Origin of the sequence: Nitratireductor sp. PBL-C9 (assembly GCF_050877045.1) — a bacterium.
Lineage (GTDB): Bacteria > Pseudomonadota > Alphaproteobacteria > Rhizobiales > Rhizobiaceae > Nitratireductor > Nitratireductor aquimarinus.
In genome coordinates, this window is record NZ_JBPAXW010000005.1 from 301,657 (window position 1) to 320,063 (window position 18,407).

An 18,407-nucleotide genomic window follows, 5' to 3' on the forward strand; every position below is an offset into this window, starting at 1 on the left:
GGCGCGGAACCAAACCGGCTTTTGCAGGTTGTGCTACGACAATCCCCAAGGGGCCAGAACGGGCGGGCACAATGAAACGGGAAAACGAAAAACAGGAAACCTTATCGGTCACGCTGCCGGCAAACATCATCGCCGCGCTGGACCGCTACGTCTCCACGCAGGATCAGGGCATCACGCGCGAGGACGCGCTGATTTCGGCCCTGCGCGACTGGGCCATGCAAAATGGCCTCCTGCAAAGCGGCATGAATGGCGATGAAGGCTTGCGACCGGACCAGCTCAACGCCACAAACGACGACTGAACCAAAGCCGCACGGATAATCACATGCCCAATGAGAATGACCGGAACACGGTTCTGGTGCTGTTCCGGCACGATCTGCGCCTTTCCGACAATTTGGCGCTGTGCGCCGCCGCCAATGCCGGCAGGCCGGTCGCCGCCGCCTTCATTCTGGACGAGGAGAGCGAAGGCGCGCGCCCGCTCGGTGGCGCGCGGCGCTGGTGGCTGCATCACAGCCTCACGGCCCTCAGCAAGGATCTCAAGACGCTTGGCGTAAAACTCATCCTGCGCCGCGGCCCGATGGCGAAGACCGTGTCCGCCCTTGCAGAGGGAACCGGAGCCGCCACGGTCTACTGGAACCGCCGCTACGACCCGCCCGGCATCGCCGCCGACACACAGATGAAGTCCGCCCTGCAGGAGGCCGGCATCGAGGCGGAGAGTTTTGCCGGCCACCTTCTGCACGAGCCCTGGCGCATCAAGACCGGCTCCGGCGGTCCCTACCGGGTGTTCACCCCCTTCTGGCGCGCGCTGGTCGAGCATGTGCATCCGCGCGCACCCGCCGACCGCCCCGGATCGCTAAAACCGTTCGAAGGCGACGTTACGGGCGATGCGCTCGAAGACTGGCAGCTTCTGCCCACCACCCCGGACTGGGCGGGCGGCCTGCGGGAAACCTGGACACCCGGCGAAGCTGGCGCCAGAGACCGCCTCATCGCGTTCCTCGATGGCGGCGGTGATGGCTACAAGACGCGCCGCGACCGGATGGGAGACGATGGCACCTCCGGCCTCTCCGCCCATCTCGCCCATGGCGAGATCACGCCCTTCCAGATCTGGCAGGCGCTTGACGGCACGGACGAGCTTGCCGGCGAAGACATGCTCACCTTCCGCAAGGAGGTCGGCTGGCGTGAATTCTGCTGGCATCTCCTGTTCCACAACCCGGATCTTGCGACGAAGAACTTCAACAGCGATTTCGACGCCTTCCCCTGGCACAGGGACGACCGCGCGCTTGCAGACTGGCAGCGCGGGCAAACCGGCTATCCGGTGGTCGACGCGGCCATGCGGCAGCTCTGGCAGACCGGCTGGATGCACAACCGCGCGCGCATGATCGTCGCCTCCTTCCTCGTGAAGCATCTGGGGCTCCACTGGCGCACCGGCGAGGAGTGGTTCTGGGATACGCTGGTGGACGCGGACCCCGCCTCCAACCCGGCCAACTGGCAATGGGTGGCGGGCTCGGGCGCGGACGCCGCCCCCTTCTTCCGCATCTTCAACCCCGTGCTTCAGGGCGAGAAGTTCGACCCGCAGGGGCGCTATGTGCGCGCCTTCGTGCCGGAGATCGAAAACCTCTCCGACAAGCACCTGCACCAGCCCTGGAAAGCGCCGGTCGAAGCACTCAGAAAGGCGGGCGTCAGCCTCGGCGAGACCTATCCCCGCCCCATGGTCGACCACAAGGCCGCACGGGAGAATGCGCTCTCCGCCTACAAGTCGATCAGAAATGCAGACTGACGGGGCGCCCGTCAGTCCTTCTTTTTGGAAACGAAATCCGCCGCCATGCGAATCTCGCGCATGGGCCGCACCTTCGCCGTGCAGGCGTCGTAGACCGGATGGGCCTTGTAGGCCGCCAGCGCCGCCTCGTCGCGGAACTCGCCATAGACGATCACATCCACCTCGGTGCCGATCTGGTCGACCTTGCGGTTGATGCCGATCTCGAAGAAATCCGAATGCGGAATCTCGGCAAGCATGCCGAGACCCTCGGCAATCCGCTCCACATCAGCCTCATCCTTTGCGCTGAAAAAAACGATGTGTCGAATCACGGGCATGTCTCCTGGAAATTGCGCCCGCAAATCGCGCCGACCGCCCGAAAAAGTCAATGCGCCCCAGCGTCACGCAAAGCGCGAACCGCCTGAATCACTTTATCCGCCGAAGCCGGCAAACACTTGCTTCAAAAGAAGAAAGGCCGGGCAAAGCGCCCGACCTCTCATCACCGATCATTATATTTAACCGACTACCGTTCAGAGCGTTATGCGGTAGAGCGCGAAACCTTCCTTGCCCTCGCCCGCCGGCTCGATGGAAACGCCCTCGACGCTCGAAGCGAACACCGCGCCCTTCGGCCCGGTCTCGAACAGCACCGAGGTGTTTTCCAGCGGCTTGAAGTTCCAGTTGGCGTCGGCGGACGGGTTGATCGTGCCCTGTTCCACGATATAGCGCACAATCACGTCGCGGTTCGTGTCGGGCGCTTCGAAGATCACCTTGTCCGGGCCGATGCCGGGGAAATTGCCCCCGCCCCCGCCACGGTAATTGTTGGTCGCGACGACGAACTTCTGCGCCGGATCGATGGCCGCGCCCTTGAACTGCAGATCGACGATGCGGTTCGAATCCGCGTTCAGAAGCTCGCCCTTGGGCGAATATTTTGCAGGCTGCGAAAGATCGATCCGGTAGGTCACCCCGTCGATCACATCGAAATTGTAGGACGGGAAGGTCGGATCGAGCAGTGGCTGGTCGGCCTTGCCCGGCTCCACCTGATTGAAGATGCCGGCCGACATTTCCAGCCATTCCTTCACATCCGCCCCGGTCACCAGAACCGCCTGCACCGTGTTGGGGTAGAGATAGAGGTCGGCGACATTCTTGATCGCCACATCGCCTGCCGGCACGTCCGTATAATAGTCGGGTCCGCCGCGTCCGCCGGCCTTGAAGGGGGCTGCCGCCGAAAGCACCGGCACATCCCTGTGCGCGCCATCCTTCAGCATGTCGGTGATGTACCAGGTTTGCGCCTGGCTCACGACCTGTACGGACGGATCGTCCGCCACCAGCGCGAAATAGGAGTGCAGCGGCGCGGAGGTCTTGCCCACGGCGGTGCGCACATATTTCAGCGTCGCCTCGTGGTCCTCGCGCACCGCGTCTTCCACCTTGGCCACGCTTTCCACCAGCGGTTCGGCCTTGCGCTCCACGCGCTTGAAGATCGGCCGTGCCTCCGAGGTGGAGTTCACCACCATCCAGCGATTGCCGTCGCGTTCAAGCATCAGGTCGATCAGCCCCAGATGCGAGCCCCAGAAGCCGCCCATCACCGCCGGCTTTCCGGCAATCGTGCCCTTCGCATTGTCGACGCCTTCCAGCCCCTCGAATTTCGGGCCGGGGAAATCCAGATGGCTGTGCCCCGTCACGATGGCGTCAACGCCGTCAACACCGGCCAGAAGCAGCGAGGCGTTTTCGAGGTTCTCCTCATACTTCGCCGGGCCGATGCCGGAATGCGACAGCGCCACCACGATGTCGGCGCCCTCTTCGCGCATCTGCGGCACCCAGGCCTCTGCGGCCTTCACGATGTCGCGCGTCATGGCCTTGCCGGCCAGATGCTTCGAATCCCAGTTCATGATCTGCGGCGGCACGAACCCGATCAGGCCCACCCGGATCGGATGCTCTTCGCCATTGCCGTCCTTCACCTTGCGATCAAGGATCACATAAGGTTTCAGGAAAAGCGCGTCATCGCGCGCGTTGGCAGCGAGCTCGCCCTTGGTCACATTGGCGCAGACGAAGGGGAAGTTCGCGCCATCGAGCACCTTGAACATGAAGTCGAGCCCGTAATTGAACTCGTGATTGCCGAGCGTCGAGCAATCATAGCCCAGCGTGTTCATGCCCTTGATCACCGGATGAACATCACCCTCGCGCATGCCGCGCTCATAGGCGATGTAGTCGCCCATCGGGTTGCCCTGCAGGAAGTCGCCATTGTCCACCAGGATCGAATTCGTCGCCTCCGCGCGAATGCCATCGATAATCGCGGCCGTGCGCGCCAGACCCATCGTGTCGTTGGGCTTGTCGGCATAATAGTCATAGGGAAAGACATGCACATGGAGATCGGTCGTTTCCATGATGCGCAGATGCGCCTGATTGCCGGAAGCGCGTGCGGAAAACGGATGCATGAGAACCAGCGAACCGGCAGCAGCCGATCCGGCGAGGAAGGAGCGACGGGAAAGCAGGGCGTGCGGTCGGGTCATGGTCATCTCTCTTTCAATCTTTGAAACGGAAACAGCGATCAGTCATGATTGCGCTCTCGTGGCGAGACTTCCAGCAAAAACTCGTGACGCCCGGATGACAGGGCCATGGCACAAACGGCGCTTCACATGTCGCAGCGAGAAAAGCGCCTCAGCCGCCCGCCCCGCAGTCTTGATAAGCGCTGCACGAACAAAGCAGAGGGAGAGAAAAGAGATGAACACTTCTTCCGGCGACCGGGATTACGCGTCACCGCCCTGCTTCATGCATGAGCTGGCAAGCGGCGCACAGGCGGCCGATGCAGACCACTGGCCGGATGTCCGGCGCTGGCGCAAGGCGGCCCGCGAGCGCCTCATCGCCGAGCGGCTTGCCGTGCCGGCGAAAACCCGAAGCGAACTTGCAGAAGACATTGCCAATCAGCTCGACCGTCTCATCGGCGATCCCACCGGCCGAGTGATCGGCCTCTACTGGCCGTTCCGGGGGGAGCCGGATCTACGCCCGTGGCTTGCCCGATGCGCAGCGCGGGGAGCAGAGACCGCGCTCCCCGTCGTCATCGAAAAGGGCGCACCGCTCGTCTTCCGGCCCTACCGGCCCGGCGACACACTTGAACGCGGCGTGTGGAACATTCCCGTTCCCGCAACGCAGGCGGAAATCGCGCCTAATATCGTGGTTTCACCGCTGGTCGGCTTCGACGCCGCGCGCTACCGACTGGGCTATGGCGGCGGTTTCTACGACCGCACCCTCGCCGCACTGGCGAAGAAACCGCTGGTCGTGGGCATCGGCTATGCCTTCTCGCAATTGCCGACCATCTACCCGCAGCCCCATGACATTGCGATGGATCACATAGTGACTGCCGGCTGACTGCGGGCGAGAAGATTTTGCCGTCAGGCGTCCCCGCCTGCCCCCGGATCAGGACATTTCAGGCTTCAGCCCCAGCGCGGTGCGGTCCACCACTTCGCGAAGCGCAAAGGCCGAGTTGATCTTGATGACATGCGGCATGCCCGTCAGCCATTCCTTGTGAACGCGCTCATAATCCTGCAGATCCCGCGCAGCGACCCGCAGAATGTAGTCATATTCGCCCGCCATCAGATGGCATGAAACCACATTCGGGCAGCGCTGCACCGCCGCCTCAAACTCGCTCAACGTGCGTTCGAACTGGCCCGACAAGGAGATATGGACTATCACCGTTACACCATGTCCAAGGGCTGCATTCGAAAGCCGGGCATGGTATCCCTTGACCACGCCGCTCTTCTCCAGATTGTCGAGACGGCGCGAGCAGGCCGATTGCGACAGTCCGACCTTCTCGGCAAGCGCGGAATTGGAGATCCGCCCGTCCTGCTGCAACGCATCCAGAATGGCGATATCAATCCTATCCAGGGCCATTTTTCGAATTTCCTTCTGCGAACGCGATATTTCGCGCAAGGAATAGCGAAAATCGCCAGATACTGCAAACGAGTTCGCAAAGACGTTCGGTCTTTTTTGTGGTCTCATCGATTGAGCCAGAAGATTCGCACACATGTTGGAGGAGACAAGGATGCGTGTCGGCTGTCCGAAAGAAATAAAGAATCACGAATATCGCGTCGGCCTTACGCCGGGGTCCGTACGCGAATATGTGGCGCATGGGCACGATGTGCTCGTGGAAACCGGCGCAGGCGCAGGCATCGGCGCCGATGACAACGCCTACCGCGCCGCTGGCGCAACCATCGCCAAAACCGCTGAAGACGTCTTCGCCAAATCCGACATGATCGTGAAGGTCAAGGAACCGCAGCCCTCGGAATGGGTCCAGCTGCGCGAAGACCAGATCCTCTACACCTATCTCCACCTTGCGCCCGATCCGGAGCAGACACGCGGCCTGATCGCATCCGGCGTCACCGCCATCGCCTATGAAACCGTGACCGACGCGCGCGGCGGCCTGCCCCTGCTCGCCCCCATGTCCGAGGTTGCCGGGCGTCTCGCCATTCAGGCCGGCGCAACCGCGCTTCAGAAGGCCAATGGCGGCTGCGGCGTGCTGCTTGGCGGCGTGCCCGGCGTGCTGCCCGGAAAGGTCGCCATCATCGGCGGCGGCGTGGTCGGCCTCAACGCCGCCAAGATGGCCGTCGGCCTCGGCGCGGATGTCACCATCATCGACCGCTCGCTCCCGCGTCTGCGCGAGCTGGACGACATCTTCAATGGCCGCGTCCATACGCGCTACTCCACCGTCGAGGCGCTCGAGGAAGAATGCTTCTCATCCGACGTTGTGGTCGGCGCAGTGCTCATCCCCGGCGCAGCCGCGCCCAAGCTCGTCAGCCGTGAAATGTTGTCGGGCATGAAACAGGGCGCCGTGCTTGTCGATGTTGCCATCGATCAGGGCGGCTGTTTCGAGACCTCGCACGCCACCACCCATTCCGACCCCACCTATGAGGTGGACGGCATCATTCATTACTGCGTTGCGAACATGCCGGGCGCGGTTCCCGTCACCTCCGCCCATGCACTGAACAATGCCACGCTGCATTACGGGCTCCAGCTCGCCGACAAGGGCCTCAAGGCGCTCGTCGACGATCAGAACCTGCGCAACGGTCTCAACGTCCACAAGGGGCGGATCACCAATCAGGCTGTCGCCGACGCACTGGGCTACGAGATGGCCGAAGCCCGCTCCGTGCTCGCGGCCTGAGCCCGGCAAGACTTTCCTCCTAAACTTGCCCGCCGGAAACGGCGGGCTTTTTTTCGTCTGATCCCCAGAACCACACTTCAGGCGCGTTCAATGCGCGCCTGATAACAATTGTACTTTGCCGAGCGCACATGCAGATAAGCGATGTCATCGCGCTGCAAAAGTTCATGCGCCCGGGTGCAGATATGCTGCTGCGGAACAACGTCACCCGTCCCGTAGACGATGCGGTCATCATCTCCGTAGCCGCGCAGAAGCCATTGCGTTCCAGCCCGCAGAAGGTCGGGCATCACATCGCTCTCCTGCGCCCGCTCACAGTCCTCCGCACACAGAAAGACCGGCCCCGTTTCAGCGTAAGGCTGCAGATCGGGAAACGGCCTGTAGGCCAGAATGAGATAGGGTTTTCCTTCGGGAACGGTGCGCAGGCAATGGCGGCAGGGAACCCCGCTGCCCGTGGAAATCCGCCGTTCCGGCCTCCGCCCATAGGCATCGGGCACACCATTGCGATACGCCCGCGCAACATCGCTGTCCATGGCGACAAATCTGATCAAGCCCATCATTGCTCTCCTTCAAAGGTGTTGGAGAGCAATGTGCCGGGCGAGACCGGGGCTTCCCACCCGATTCCCGCCCAATGCGCCTGTCAGCGCAGGAAATCGTCGATGCGCCGCAGGGTCACACGCCGGTTGCGCCAGTTCTCCTGGCGTGTCGGCACCAGCAGGAACTCCTCGCCATAGCCCACCGTTTCCAGCATGCGCGAGGGCACGCGGAACTCACGCACCAGAACCCGCCTCAGCGAATTGGCCCGGCGCTCCGAAAGCTGCTGATTGTAGGCGAACGACCCGACCGCATCCGTGTGGCCTTCAAGCAGCACAACCGTTCCCGGCCTGCGACGACGCAGGCGATGCAGGGCGTCTGCAATCTCTTCCACCTTGCGGAACTGCGAATAGGGTATCTCGGCTGAATCGAAGCCGAAATTGATGGCCTGAATGTCGATGGATGGCGCGCGCCGGCGCAGCTCCGGTCGCCGCTTCAGCTCCCGCACCGTCACACGGTCCTGCGGGCGCACGCGCTGCGCGGGCGCGGCTTCGAGACTGCGCTGGATGCGAGAGGCCGAAGGCATCTGGGATTGCGCCATGGCAGCGCCCGGCATCAATGCGGCGGCAATGGCCGCTCCCAGCATCTGGCGACGGTTCAGCATGGAAAATTCCTTTCAAAGACATGCGTCATCATTGCGCACATCTTCATCGAACCCCGCTGAATTTGCGATGAACGCCCCGTTGCGAAACGTTCAGCCGCTTCACATCCCGGATCGTCAGGCCTCTCCGGTCTCCACCGGCGTGTCTGCGCGTCCGCCCCACTCGCTCCACGAACCATCATAGAGCCGGTGGTCGGAATGGCCGACCGTTTCGAGCGCCAGCGAGATAACAGCCGCCGTCACACCCGATCCGCAGGAAGTCACCACGGGCCGCGAAAGATCGACGCCCGCCCCTTCGAAAAGTGCGCGCAGCTCGTCCGGCGGCAACAGGCGTCCATCCCGCGAAAGTGCGGAGGCGGGCACATTGCGCGCGCCGGGCATGTGGCCCGAACGCATGCCTGCACGCGGTTCCGGCTCTGCACCGGTAAAGCGGCCTGCCGGACGCGCATCGGCGATCTGCGCCGTCGCATCCTCCACCAGTTGAAGCATCGCCTCAAGGCTCGCCACCCGCTCTTCGTCCAGCTTGGCGTTGAACACCGCCGGAGCCGTCTGGACCGGCTTGTCCGTCAGGGGCCGTCCCTCGGCGCGCCAGCCATCGAGCCCGCCATCCAGCAAAAGCACATTCTTTGCGCCCATCACGCGGAACATCCACCAGACGCGCGGCGCGGAGAAAAGACCCGGCCCGTCATACACGACGATGGTGTCGTCTTCGGAAATCCCCATGGCGCTCACATGGCGCTGGAAGGTCGCGGCATCCGGCAGCGCATGCGGCAGGTCCGTTTCGGGATGCACCACAGCGTCCTGATCGAAGAACACAGCGCCGGGAATGCGCCCCGCCTCATGCTCGGCGCGCCCATCCCTGCCATGCGCCGGCAAATACCAGGACGCATCGACGATGGAGAGGCCCGGCGTCTCCAGTCGTTCTTCCAGCCATGACGGCGATACCGTGAAGCGGCTTTTCTCGCTCATTTTCTTCTCTCAGTCTCAGTTTGCTGGAATTGGTCCGAAGCGCAGGCGGAAACGACGGTTTTCGCGCCCTTTCTTCTCGATCTTGCCGATATGGATTTCGCCCACTTCCGACGTGCGGGCCACATGCGTGCCGCCACAGGGCTGGCTGTCGACCGACGCCTCGTCGCCAATGCACACGAGCCGGATGCGCCCTGCCCCCTGCGGCGGACGCACATTCTTCGACTTCACCAGATCCGGATTGGCTGCAAGCTCCTCCTCGCTGATCCAGCGGGTGAAAACCGGATGATCTCCGTTCACCAGCTCCATCAGGCGGGCGGTCACGTCTTCCTTGGTGACGCTCGCATCGGGTAAATCGAAATCGACGCGCGAATCCGTTTCGCTCACCGATGCTCCGGTGATCGGGAAAGGGCAGACCACGCTCAGAAGATGACAGGCCGTGTGCATGCGCATCAGCCGGAACCGCCGGTCCCAGTCAATGGCCAGCTGCAGCGTCTCGCCTACTTCCGGCAGGGCCTGTTCGGCGGCCGGCACGTGAATGATCTCGTCCTTGGTCTCGCCCGTCACCGTCGCCGCCACATGAATCAGCGATCCATCCTCGCGCGTGAACCTGCCGGTGTCGCCCGGCTGCCCGCCGGACGTGGCGTAAAACATCGTCCGGTCGAGCAGAATGCCCCCACGGTCATTGATGCCCACCACCCGCGCTGCGCCATCGCGCAGATAGGCGTCTTCGCGGAAAAGCGTCTCGGTCGGCGCCATCACGCGACCTCCTCGAAAGGAATGTCGATTTCCGGCGCTCCTTCCATCCAGCCCGGCGCCGGCAGTCCCTTTTCACGCAGGAACGCGGGATTAAAGAGCTTCGACTGGTAGCGCGTGCCATGGTCGCAGAGCACCGTCACGATGCGGTGTCCCGGCCCCAGTTCGCGCGCCAGACGCATTGCGCCCGCAATGTTGATGCCGGTCGAGCCGCCAAGGCAAAGCCCCTCCTCCTGCACCAGATCGAAGACGATGGGCAGCGCCTCTTCATCGGGAACCTGGAACGAGAAATCGGGCGTGAACCCTTCAAGATTGGCGGTGATGCGTCCCTGCCCGATGCCCTCCGTGATGGAGGTGCCTTCGGACTTCAGCTCGCCCTGCGTGTAATAGCTGTAGAGCGCGGCCCCCATCGGGTCGGCAAGCGCCACTTTCACGTCCCGGTTCCGGCCGCGCAGGCCATCGGCCACGCCGGCCAGCGTCCCACCGGTTCCAACGGCAGAGACAAAGCCATCCACCTTGCCGCCGGTCTGCTCCCAGATCTCGGCAGCCGTCGTGTGAATATGGCCATCGCGGTTCGCCACATTGTCGAACTGGTTCGCCCAGATCGCGCCGTTCGGCTCGGTCCTGGCAAGCTGCGCTGCAAGCCGGCCCGAAACCTTCACATAGTTGTTCGGGTTCTTATAGGGCACCGCCGGAACCTCGATCAGTTCCGCGCCAAGCACCCGCAGCGCATCCTTCTTTTCCTGGCTCTGCGTGTCGGGGATAACGATCACGGTGCGATAGCCAAGCGCCTTGGCAACCAGCGTCAGCCCGATGCCGGTGTTGCCGGCCGTACCCTCCACGATCACGCCGCCCGGCTTCAGAAGCCCGCGCTTTTCCGCGTCGCGAATGATGAACAGTCCGGCCCGGTCCTTCACCGACTGGCCCGGGTTCATGAACTCGGCCTTGCCGTAAATCTCGCAGCCCGTCTCCTCCGAGGCCCGCTTAAGGCGGATCAGCGGCGTGTTTCCGATGGCGTCCACAACCGAGTGCTTCATGTCGTCCTCTTTGAATTTTTGCGGAGGTTAAGAAGCCCGTTCCTGCCTTGCAAGGAGGGATTTTTTACAAGACGCCGAAAGCACGCAAAGCTATCGCGTTTGGTAATTGCTTCACGAACGAACAAATTCCGACAATAAGTTGAGGTTTTTCAGCGATTTCTAGCCCTGATACGCTTTTCAATCCATCACCCGCCCGTTAAGTCTTGCCTGCGAGAAAGAGGGGATGGGATGGCGCTTTATCGGGCCAGTCCAAATGATGGCATTGCGTGGGTCACCGGTGCGAGCACCGGGATCGGCCGTGCGCTTGCGATTCATCTTGCCCGCAATGGCTACACGGTCGCCGCCACGGCGCGCGCCGAAGACGGCCTCGCTTCCATCACCGACGAGGTGGAAAACCTGAAAGGCCGCATCTTCGTCTTTCCGTGCGATGTGATGGACGAAGCCGGCATGGAGCGGACCGTCGCCAATATCGAGAAGTCTCTCGGCCCCATCGTGCTCGCCGTCTTCAACGCCGGCACCTATCTGCCGGTTCGCGGCGACCGGCTGGAGACGACCAATTTCGTCCGCAGCTACCAGATCAATGTTTTTGGCACGCTGAACGGGCTCGTTCCCCTGTCGGACCGCATGCGCGACCGTGGTTTCGGGCAGATCGTGGTGATGGGATCGGTCACCTCCTTCTTCGGCATGCCCTCTGCCTCGGCCTATGGCTCCACCAAGGCCGCCCTTAACAATCTCATTGAGGGGCTGCGCTTCGATTTCGAGAAGCTGAACATCCGCACGCAGATCATCAATCCGGGCTTTGTCGCCACGCCGCTGACAGACAAGACCAGCTTTTCGATGCCCGCGCTTCTCACCGCGCCGGATGCCGCGCGCCGCATCGCCAATGGCATCAGCCGGGGCGGCTACGAGATCACCTTCCCCAAGCGCCTTGTCTGGCCGCTGAAATTTCTGCGCATGTTCCCCAAGCCCGTGGTCTTCTTCGTCATGTACCGCCTGACAGGCTGGAACAAGCGCCCGCTCGGCCCCCGCAAAAAGCGCAGCAGGGCCGCCGGCTGATCCGGGTCAGGCCCGCACCCGCTCCACTTCCGGCGGCGCATCCCTGCATGCCAGATAGATCGCCAGAGAAAGCGCAATCAGCACCGCATAGAAGATGAACAGCGTCTGGTAGGCCGCCACCGGGTCACCCGGCACGACCGATGCCGCCACAACGCCACCGGTCAAAAACTGCATTACGCCCGCGCCGCCGACGGAGAAGAAGTTGAGCAGCGTCACGCCGCGCCCCGTCAGATGGGCCGGCACAAAGGCCCGCCCATGCGCCATCAAGAGGCCATAGCTCGCACCACACACGCCGATCACCACGAACACGACCGTCGTGATGAAGATCGTCGAGACCGGCATGAAGGCAAGCAGCACGATTGCCATGAGCCCGATCAGATTGCCCCCGACCGCAACCCATTTCCGGGTTTTGAAGAACACATCCAGCGGCCCGTAGACGAAACTGCCCGCCGACATGGCAAGCGCCATGAACAGCGTCACCTGACCGATCAAGAGCGCATCGGCGTTGTAGACATCGGCCAGATACGGCCCGGCCCAGAGCCCGCGTATGCCGGCCGCCGGCGCATAATTGAGCGCGGTCAGCGGCAGGATCGGCCACAGGACGCGCAGCTTCAAGAGTTCCGCATAACCACGAAAGCCAAAGCCCGCTTCTCGCGCAGCCTGTGTGTCGGTCTCCGGATCGCGCACCAGAAACTGAATGGCGATGCCGGTCAGAATGGTGAAGCCCCCCAGCCCCGCCATCACACCGCGCCAACCAAAGGCTTCAGCGGCAGCGGCCATCGGCGCAGACCCCACCACATTGCCCATCGTGCCGAAAGCGATCAGCCAGGAGATCAGAATGGTCAGGCGCGCCGGCGAGAAGGTTTTTGCGAAAATGAAAACGGAGGCCATCAGCACGGCGGAGCAGCCAGCGCCGTTGAGCACCATGGCGAAAATGATTGCCCACGGCCCCGGCGCCATTGCGAACAGCAGCGCGCCACCGCCGCCGCAAACCGCCAGCAAAAACGCCGCCGTGCGGCGCGGGCCGTAACGGTCGAGCGAAACGCCGACCACGAACTGCATGAGCGCGAAAGACACAAACCATGCGCCCGACGCCATGGAAAGCTGGGCTTTGGTGGCGCCCAGCTCGCTGGTCAGTGCAGGTGTGAGAACGGCCAGAAACGACCGGTAGAATTGCGACAGGACGTATCCTATCGCCAATGCCGCAAGACCGGCCATGCTTTCGCTGCTCCCTCCTCCGTCTGGCTAAACCGCCAGATGTTTCTGGCCTAGCCGAACGATGCCGGAGGGACAATTGGGCCAGACCGGCCTATCGGCCGATCAGCCCTTTTGAAGAAGCCCGAATGCCGGGCTTATGCCGCGTGCGCGCCGGGGCGTTTGCCGCGGGTGCGGCGACGGCGACGGACCGGCTTGTCGCCTTCGGACTGACGCTGCTCGCCCTGCTGCGCCTGCGGCTTCGCACCGTGACGCGGCTTTGGCTTACGGTTGTCGCCGGCCTTGGCAGGCTTCTGCGCATTGCGGCGCTCACCGCCATTGTTGGCAGGCGCGGGGCGCGGTGCCGGGTCAGGCTCCGACGTGTGGTCCGCCACCAGCGGAAGGCGCATGCGGATGATCTTCTCCACGGCCTTCAGCTTGTCAGCCTCGGCCGGATCACACAGCGTAACCGCCTCGCCGGACGCGCCGTTGCGGCCGGTGCGGCCAATGCGGTGCACATAGCTTTCCGGCTGGTCGGGAAGGTCGAAATTCACCACATGGCTGATGCCCGGAACGTCGATGCCGCGCGCGGCAATGTCGGTCGCCACGAGAATGCGCACCGATCCGTCACGGAAACCGTTCAGCGCACGCTGGCGCGCATTCTGCGACTTGTTGCCGTGGATCACCGCCGCCTCGAAGCCGTCACGGCCGAGATCGCGGGTCACGCGGTCCGCGCCATGCTTGGTACGGGCGAAGATGATAACCGAGCGCATGGCTTCGTCGGCCAGCATGTCGGAGAGGATTTTGCGCTTCTGCTTGGTGCGCGCCATCACCAGCCGCTGGGTGATCTCGCCTGCCGTGGTGGATTCCTTGGCAATCTCCACCCGCAGCGGATTGTTGAGCAGGCTTTCGGAGAGCTTTTCCACTTCCTTGGGCATGGTGGCGGAGAAAAGCGCCGTCTGCCGTTCGGAATGCGTGGCGCGCGCAATGCGGCGCACATCGTTGATGAAGCCCATATCCAGCATGCGGTCGGCTTCGTCCAGAACCAGCCAGCGCGTTTCCGACAGCGAAAGCTCGCCCGAACGCACGATGTCGGTCAGACGGCCCGGCGTCGCCACCAGAACGTCGACACCCTGTGCGAGACGACGAACCTGGCTGTTGCGCGAAACACCGCCCAGCACCAGCGCCGTGGAGAGATGGGCGTGGCGGGAGAGTTCACGCACCACATCATCGATCTGAACGGCCAGTTCGCGCGTCGGGCACAGGATCAGCGCCCGCGCCGTCTTCGGCTTGCGCTTGGTGCCAAGCGCGATGATCTGCGAGAGGATCGGCAGCGAAAAGGCTGCCGTCTTGCCCGAGCCCGTCTGGGCAATGCCCAGAACGTCGCGTTTCTCGAGCATGGCCGGAATGGCCTTTTCCTGAATTGGCTTGGGCGTTACGAACCCCACCCCTTCGGCCGCCTTCAACAGGTTGCCGGAAATTCCAAGATCAGCGAAACCGATCTGTTTCGCATTGTTGTCATTGGTCACTATGCAATCTTTCCTATGCCGGCGTCCGATGACGCCGCAATGATACGTGGCAGGGCGCAACCTGCCGAATAAATGTTTGAATGAACGACGTGACGAGGGGTGTCTCACCCACACGGCTGCGCTGTCGCGCCGGCTTTGCCGGCTTGAGCCTCACCCTTGGGTAAAGGCTTCAGACGCAACCAGTCTTTGAAGAAAGCCGGCATAACCAGCCCATGCGTCTGCGCGTCATATGGGGCATTGGCGGCAAAAGTGCAAACGCTATTTTGTGCACCGCAGTATCTCACTCGTCTCTGGCAAGTTTCGCCAGCGCCAGCATACTCCGCCAGTTGCGCCCCGTCATCGACAGTTTCAGCGTCGGCTCCATTTTCGGCACGAAGCGCGACTGCCCCATGCCGTCGGGCGTGTGGAGATAGAGCGTGCGCCCGCTGACGCGAACCTCTTCCGTGCCGGTGATCTTCGCCTGAAGCGCTGCCACATCCGCTGCCGCCGGCTCCCGCTCCAATGCATAGACATGCACCCTGGTCGGCTCGTCAGCAGCCTGCGGAAACGGATTTGCGGCAATCATCGCATCCCAGTCGTTTAGACTGCGCACCATGATCGCCTTGTCGAATCCCATCTTCGCACGCACCAGATCGGCCACCTGCGCCCGCACCGCCTCTTCCCCGGACGGGGCGGTCAAAACCGCATTGCCGCTGTTGATGTAGGTCGCCACATCCTGAAAGCCGCCCTCGCCCAGCACCGCGCGCAGCTCCTTCACGGGAAGCTGCGTCGCGCCGCCAACGCCGCGAAAGAGAACGATGTATCGGGTCGCGGCCATGTTGCGTCCTCAGATGATCAGCCCGGCAATCGTGTCATTGTTGGTGATGTCCTGATAGGCCCAGCCTGCCGCGTCGAAACGTTCGGTCAGAACATCGAAATTATCCCGGTTCTTGGTCTCGATCCCGATCAGGACGGAGCCGAAATTGCGCGCCGACTTCTTCAGATACTCAAAGCGCGTGATGTCATCCTCCGGCCCCAGAAGGTCGAGGAAGTCACGCAGCGCGCCCGGCCGCTGCGGAAAGCGGAAGATGAAATACTTCTTCAGTTCCTCGTAACGCAGCGCCCGCTCCTTCACATCCGGCAGGCGCTCGAAATCAAAATTTCCGCCCGACACGACGGCGATCACCGTGCGCCCTTTGAGAACCTCCGGCGAGAAGTCCTTCAGCGTGTCAATCGCCAGCGCGCCCGCCGGCTCCAGCACCACACCCTCGATGTTCAGCATCTCGATCATGGTCGCGCAGAGCCGGTTCTCCGGCACCAGATGCACGGCCTCCGCATCGAATGTCTTCAGATGCGAGAACGGGGTTGCGCCGATCTCGGCCACCGCCGCGCCATCGACGAAATTGTCTACCCGGTCGAGCCGCACCGGCCGGTCCTGAACCAGCGCCTGCTGCAGGCTGGCCGCCCCTTCGGGCTCCGCAAAGGCGAAAGCGCCCGCCTGTCCCGCAGTCCTCAGATAACGCGTCACACCGGAGGCAAGTCCGCCACCGCCCACGGGCAGAATGACGAGGCTGTCATCCATCCGCACGCCGTCAAACGCCTTGATCTGCTCGGCGATCTCGCGGCCAACCGTCGCCTGCCCCTCGATGATGTCGGGATGATCGAAAGGCGGCACCATCGCGCCGCCGCTCTCCTCGGCAAAATCCAGCGCCGCGCGAAGGCAGTCGTCAAAGAAATCGCCGATCAGGCGGATTTCCACGAACTCGCCGCCGAAGATGCGGGTCTTGTCGATCTTCTGCTGCGGCGTCGTCACCGGCATGAAGACCACGCCCTTGCAGCCAAAATGCCGGCAGACATAGGCAAAGCCCTGCGCGTGATTGCCTGCCGATGCGCAAACGAAGGTGCGCTCCGGCCCGCCCTCGGCCATCGCCTTGCGGAAGAAGTTGAAAGCACCGCGGATTTTGTAGGAACGGACCGGCGTCAGATCCTCGCGCTTCAAGAAAACCCGCGCCCCGGTCTTCTTCGACAGATAGTCGTTCTCCTGAAGCGGCGTTGCAGCAAACAGTGACCGCAGGGCCTCTTCAGCCTCCGCGACAGCCTCAACGAAGTCGGTCTCGTTCGTTCCTGCACTCATGCGTCTCTTGCCTATCCAGTCCGTGTGTCCTACGGGCTATTGCATATCAGGGCGCGTGACGCCACTCTCGCGCCAGGGAGGGGACCGTTTCCCGGATACAGACGCTTATACCGAGCAGCCTGAGGTTCACCACTTGCAGTATCTCGCCGTCCGCGCCGCGCTCCACATTGCGGCGGTTTTTGCCATCTATCTCGCGGCTGCCATGCTCATACCGGCGGCGGTCGATCTTTATTACGGCAATGACGACTGGCGTGTCTTCGCCTTCTCCGCGCTGTTCACCGGCGGGCTCGCCATCGGCGTTTCGCTCGCCACCCAGGGCCGCCCGCCCGTCATTTCCTCCCGTTTCGGCTTTCTGGTCGTCAACCTTCTGTGGATGACCGCCTGCATCGTGGGCGCCGTGCCCCTGCTCGCCTCCTCGGTGGAATTCAGCGTTACCGACGCCTTCTTCGAATCCGTCTCGGGCGTCACCGCAACCGGCGCAACCGTCATTGTCGGCCTGGATGGCATGCCGCCGGGCCTTCTCCTGTGGCGCTCTATCCTGCAGTGGATCGGCGGCCTCGGCGTGATCGCGCTCGGCCTGTTCGTCCTGCCGTTCCTGAATGTCGGTGGCGTTTCCTATTTCCGCATCGAATCCTCGGACATCGCAGACCGCCCCTTCGACCGGTTCTCCACTTTCGGGCTCGGCCTTGTCAGCATCTATGCGCTTTTGACGCTCGCCTGCACCATCGCCTATGCGGCAGCCGGCATGCGCGCCTTCGACGCCGTCAATCACGCGCTCACCACCATCGCCACTGCCGGCTTCTCCACCCATGACTCCTCCATGGGCTTCTATGCCGACAACCCAGCCATCCTGTGGATCAGCACGTTCTTCATGTTCGTGGCGGCGCTGCCCTTCTCCATCCTCATTCTGTTTGCCCTGCGCGGCAGGCTCGATGCACTTCGTGATCCGCAGATCCGTGTCTTTGCCGGATATGTGGTCGTGTTCGTGCTGGCGGTGGCCATCTATCTGCGCATCGTCCACGACCACACTTTCTTCGCCGCACTCACCCATTCGGCGTTCAACTTCGTGTCGATCATCACGACCACCGGCTATGCCAGCTCGGATTATTCACAGTGGGGCGCGTTCGCAGTCGCGGCCGCCTTCGTCGCCATGTTTCTCGGCGGCTGTTCCGGCTCCACGACAGGCGGCATCAAGGCCTATCGCTTCCTGATCCTGTTCAAGCTGATGGCCAATGGTCTGCGCCGCTTCGTCTATCCAAACACCGTCGTCACCGTGCGCTATGGCGACCGCACAGTGGATGATGACCTGCAGCGCGCGGTTGTTCTCTATATTTCGGCCTTCTTCGTCATCTGGGCCGTCATCATTCTCATTCTCGCGGCCACCGGGCTCGATTTCGTCACCGCCATCTCCGCCGCCCTCACCGGCCTCACCAATGTCGGCCCCGGTCTCGGCCAGGTGGTCGGGCCCGCCGGAAGCTTTGCGCCCCTGCCGGATCTGGCCAAATGGGTCGTCGCTTTCGCAATGCTCATGGGACGGCTCGAAATTCTCGCCGTGCTGGTCATTTTCGCACCGGTTTTCTGGGAGAAGTGACCTCCACAAGACGTCGCTTTCCCGCTAAGGATAGCGACGTCGAACTTTCCGATCCTCAGGGCAAGCAAAGACCG

At 62.8% G+C, this 18,407-nt stretch carries 18 protein-coding genes; 6 read left to right on the forward strand and 12 right to left on the reverse strand.

Features of this window, described 5'->3' with window-relative positions; translation table 11 throughout:
* The first annotated feature begins 71 nt into the window (after positions 1-71).
* Together ACRTG1_RS13110 and ACRTG1_RS13115 are read left to right on the forward strand one after the other, a co-directional pair.
* Entirely contained in the window at positions 72-299 is a 228-nt protein-coding gene (locus ACRTG1_RS13110; RefSeq protein ID WP_206994267.1) for a hypothetical protein, read from the forward strand.
* A 23-nt stretch (positions 300-322) separates the two neighbouring features.
* Positions 323-1,774, forward strand: coding sequence for a cryptochrome/photolyase family protein (locus tag ACRTG1_RS13115; RefSeq protein WP_432516242.1), 1,452 nt, complete (start codon positions 323-325; stop codon positions 1,772-1,774).
* Positions 1,775-1,785: 11 nt separating this feature from the next.
* On the opposite strand, the gene ACRTG1_RS13120 is transcribed toward ACRTG1_RS13115, so the two are convergent.
* On the reverse strand, positions 1,786-2,082 hold the full coding sequence (locus tag ACRTG1_RS13120; RefSeq protein WP_113156349.1) for a Dabb family protein: 297 nt from the start codon (positions 2,080-2,082) through the stop codon (positions 1,786-1,788).
* A 198-nt stretch (positions 2,083-2,280) separates the two neighbouring features.
* The gene (locus tag ACRTG1_RS13125; protein WP_432516243.1) at positions 2,281-4,257 is read right to left on the reverse strand and encodes a bifunctional 2',3'-cyclic-nucleotide 2'-phosphodiesterase/3'-nucleotidase; all 1,977 of its coding nucleotides are present in this window, start codon (positions 4,255-4,257) and stop codon (positions 2,281-2,283) included.
* 211 nt (positions 4,258-4,468) lie between these two features.
* On the opposite strand from ACRTG1_RS13125, the gene ACRTG1_RS13130 reads away from it, so the two are divergent.
* Positions 4,469-5,113, forward strand: a complete 645-nt coding sequence (locus ACRTG1_RS13130; protein ID WP_432516244.1) for a 5-formyltetrahydrofolate cyclo-ligase — start codon at positions 4,469-4,471, stop codon at positions 5,111-5,113.
* A gap of 48 nt (positions 5,114-5,161) precedes the next feature.
* On the opposite strand, the gene ACRTG1_RS13135 is transcribed toward ACRTG1_RS13130, so the two are convergent.
* Complete coding sequence (locus ACRTG1_RS13135) at positions 5,162-5,635, reverse strand: Lrp/AsnC family transcriptional regulator (protein ID WP_113155499.1); 474 nt, start codon at positions 5,633-5,635, stop codon at positions 5,162-5,164.
* Between the two features lie 151 nt (positions 5,636-5,786).
* On the opposite strand from ACRTG1_RS13135, the gene ald reads away from it, so the two are divergent.
* Positions 5,787-6,902, forward strand: a complete 1,116-nt coding sequence (gene ald / locus ACRTG1_RS13140; protein WP_432516245.1) for an alanine dehydrogenase — start codon at positions 5,787-5,789, stop codon at positions 6,900-6,902.
* Positions 6,903-6,979: 77 nt separating this feature from the next.
* Here the strand turns inward: ald and ACRTG1_RS13145 are convergent, their stop codons facing one another.
* The 5 genes from ACRTG1_RS13145 to ACRTG1_RS13165 form a co-directional block, all read right to left on the reverse strand.
* Entirely contained in the window at positions 6,980-7,453 is a 474-nt protein-coding gene (locus ACRTG1_RS13145) for a DUF1203 domain-containing protein (protein ID WP_206543787.1), read from the reverse strand.
* Positions 7,454-7,536: 83 nt separating this feature from the next.
* Positions 7,537-8,094 (reverse strand): OmpA family protein, encoded by a 558-nt coding sequence (locus ACRTG1_RS13150; RefSeq protein WP_206543788.1) that lies wholly within the window; start codon positions 8,092-8,094, stop codon positions 7,537-7,539.
* 114 nt (positions 8,095-8,208) lie between these two features.
* A complete protein-coding gene (sseA, locus tag ACRTG1_RS13155) occupies positions 8,209-9,060 on the reverse strand; it encodes a 3-mercaptopyruvate sulfurtransferase (RefSeq protein WP_113155502.1) in 852 nt (283 codons plus the stop codon).
* Positions 9,061-9,075: 15 nt separating this feature from the next.
* Positions 9,076-9,816 carry an alanyl-tRNA editing protein gene (locus ACRTG1_RS13160; RefSeq protein WP_210347693.1) on the reverse strand — a complete coding sequence of 247 codons (741 nt, stop codon included), beginning with the start codon at positions 9,814-9,816 and terminating at the stop codon, positions 9,076-9,078.
* Positions 9,816-10,850 (reverse strand): cysteine synthase A, encoded by a 1,035-nt coding sequence (locus ACRTG1_RS13165; RefSeq protein ID WP_206543790.1) that lies wholly within the window; start codon positions 10,848-10,850, stop codon positions 9,816-9,818. The genes ACRTG1_RS13160 and ACRTG1_RS13165 overlap by 1 nt, the downstream gene beginning before the upstream one ends.
* A 228-nt stretch (positions 10,851-11,078) precedes the next feature.
* Between ACRTG1_RS13165 and ACRTG1_RS13170 the strand changes: the two genes are divergently transcribed.
* Positions 11,079-11,906, forward strand: coding sequence for an SDR family NAD(P)-dependent oxidoreductase (locus ACRTG1_RS13170; protein WP_206548857.1), 828 nt, complete (start codon positions 11,079-11,081; stop codon positions 11,904-11,906).
* Positions 11,907-11,912: 6 nt separating this feature from the next.
* Here ACRTG1_RS13170 and ACRTG1_RS13175 read toward each other — a convergent pair whose 3' ends face one another.
* The 4 genes from ACRTG1_RS13175 to ilvA form a co-directional block, all read right to left on the reverse strand.
* The gene (locus tag ACRTG1_RS13175; protein WP_432516246.1) at positions 11,913-13,124 is read right to left on the reverse strand and encodes an MFS transporter; all 1,212 of its coding nucleotides are present in this window, start codon (positions 13,122-13,124) and stop codon (positions 11,913-11,915) included.
* Positions 13,125-13,258: 134 nt separating this feature from the next.
* Positions 13,259-14,629 (reverse strand): DEAD/DEAH box helicase, encoded by a 1,371-nt coding sequence (locus ACRTG1_RS13180; RefSeq protein ID WP_206543793.1) that lies wholly within the window; start codon positions 14,627-14,629, stop codon positions 13,259-13,261.
* 280 nt (positions 14,630-14,909) lie between these two features.
* Positions 14,910-15,446: a DUF1697 domain-containing protein gene (locus ACRTG1_RS13185; RefSeq protein WP_432516247.1), complete on the reverse strand. Its 537-nt coding sequence runs from the start codon at positions 15,444-15,446 to the stop codon at positions 14,910-14,912.
* 9 nt (positions 15,447-15,455) lie between these two features.
* On the reverse strand, positions 15,456-16,742 hold the full coding sequence (ilvA, locus tag ACRTG1_RS13190) for a threonine ammonia-lyase IlvA (RefSeq protein ID WP_113155509.1): 1,287 nt from the start codon (positions 16,740-16,742) through the stop codon (positions 15,456-15,458).
* 133 nt (positions 16,743-16,875) lie between these two features.
* Between ilvA and ACRTG1_RS13195 the strand changes: the two genes are divergently transcribed.
* A complete protein-coding gene (locus ACRTG1_RS13195) occupies positions 16,876-18,333 on the forward strand; it encodes a TrkH family potassium uptake protein (RefSeq protein ID WP_206543796.1) in 1,458 nt (485 codons plus the stop codon).
* The last annotated feature ends 74 nt before the right edge of the window (positions 18,334-18,407 follow it).

Bases quoted from the DNA above. Each gene is read 5' to 3' on its own strand.
- ACRTG1_RS13110 (WP_206994267.1), top strand. From the start codon at position 72: ATGAAACGGGAAAACGAAAAACAGGAAACCTTATCGGTCACGCTGCCG.
- ACRTG1_RS13115 (WP_432516242.1), top strand. From the start codon at position 323: ATGCCCAATGAGAATGACCGGAACACGGTTCTGGTGCTGTTCCGGCAC.
- ACRTG1_RS13125 (WP_432516243.1), bottom strand. From the start codon at position 4,257: ATGACCCGACCGCACGCCCTGCTTTCCCGTCGCTCCTTCCTCGCCGGA.
- ACRTG1_RS13130 (WP_432516244.1), top strand. From the start codon at position 4,469: ATGAACACTTCTTCCGGCGACCGGGATTACGCGTCACCGCCCTGCTTC.
- ACRTG1_RS13135 (WP_113155499.1), bottom strand. From the start codon at position 5,635: ATGGCCCTGGATAGGATTGATATCGCCATTCTGGATGCGTTGCAGCAG.
- ald (WP_432516245.1), top strand. From the start codon at position 5,787: ATGCGTGTCGGCTGTCCGAAAGAAATAAAGAATCACGAATATCGCGTC.
- ACRTG1_RS13145 (WP_206543787.1), bottom strand. From the start codon at position 7,453: ATGGGCTTGATCAGATTTGTCGCCATGGACAGCGATGTTGCGCGGGCG.
- ACRTG1_RS13150 (WP_206543788.1), bottom strand. From the start codon at position 8,094: ATGCTGAACCGTCGCCAGATGCTGGGAGCGGCCATTGCCGCCGCATTG.
- sseA (WP_113155502.1), bottom strand. From the start codon at position 9,060: ATGAGCGAGAAAAGCCGCTTCACGGTATCGCCGTCATGGCTGGAAGAA.
- ACRTG1_RS13160 (WP_210347693.1), bottom strand. From the start codon at position 9,816: ATGGCGCCGACCGAGACGCTTTTCCGCGAAGACGCCTATCTGCGCGAT.
- ACRTG1_RS13165 (WP_206543790.1), bottom strand. From the start codon at position 10,850: ATGAAGCACTCGGTTGTGGACGCCATCGGAAACACGCCGCTGATCCGC.
- ACRTG1_RS13170 (WP_206548857.1), top strand. From the start codon at position 11,079: ATGGCGCTTTATCGGGCCAGTCCAAATGATGGCATTGCGTGGGTCACC.
- ACRTG1_RS13175 (WP_432516246.1), bottom strand. From the start codon at position 13,124: ATGGCCGGTCTTGCGGCATTGGCGATAGGATACGTCCTGTCGCAATTC.
- ACRTG1_RS13185 (WP_432516247.1), bottom strand. From the start codon at position 15,446: ATGGCCGCGACCCGATACATCGTTCTCTTTCGCGGCGTTGGCGGCGCG.
- ilvA (WP_113155509.1), bottom strand. From the start codon at position 16,742: ATGAGTGCAGGAACGAACGAGACCGACTTCGTTGAGGCTGTCGCGGAG.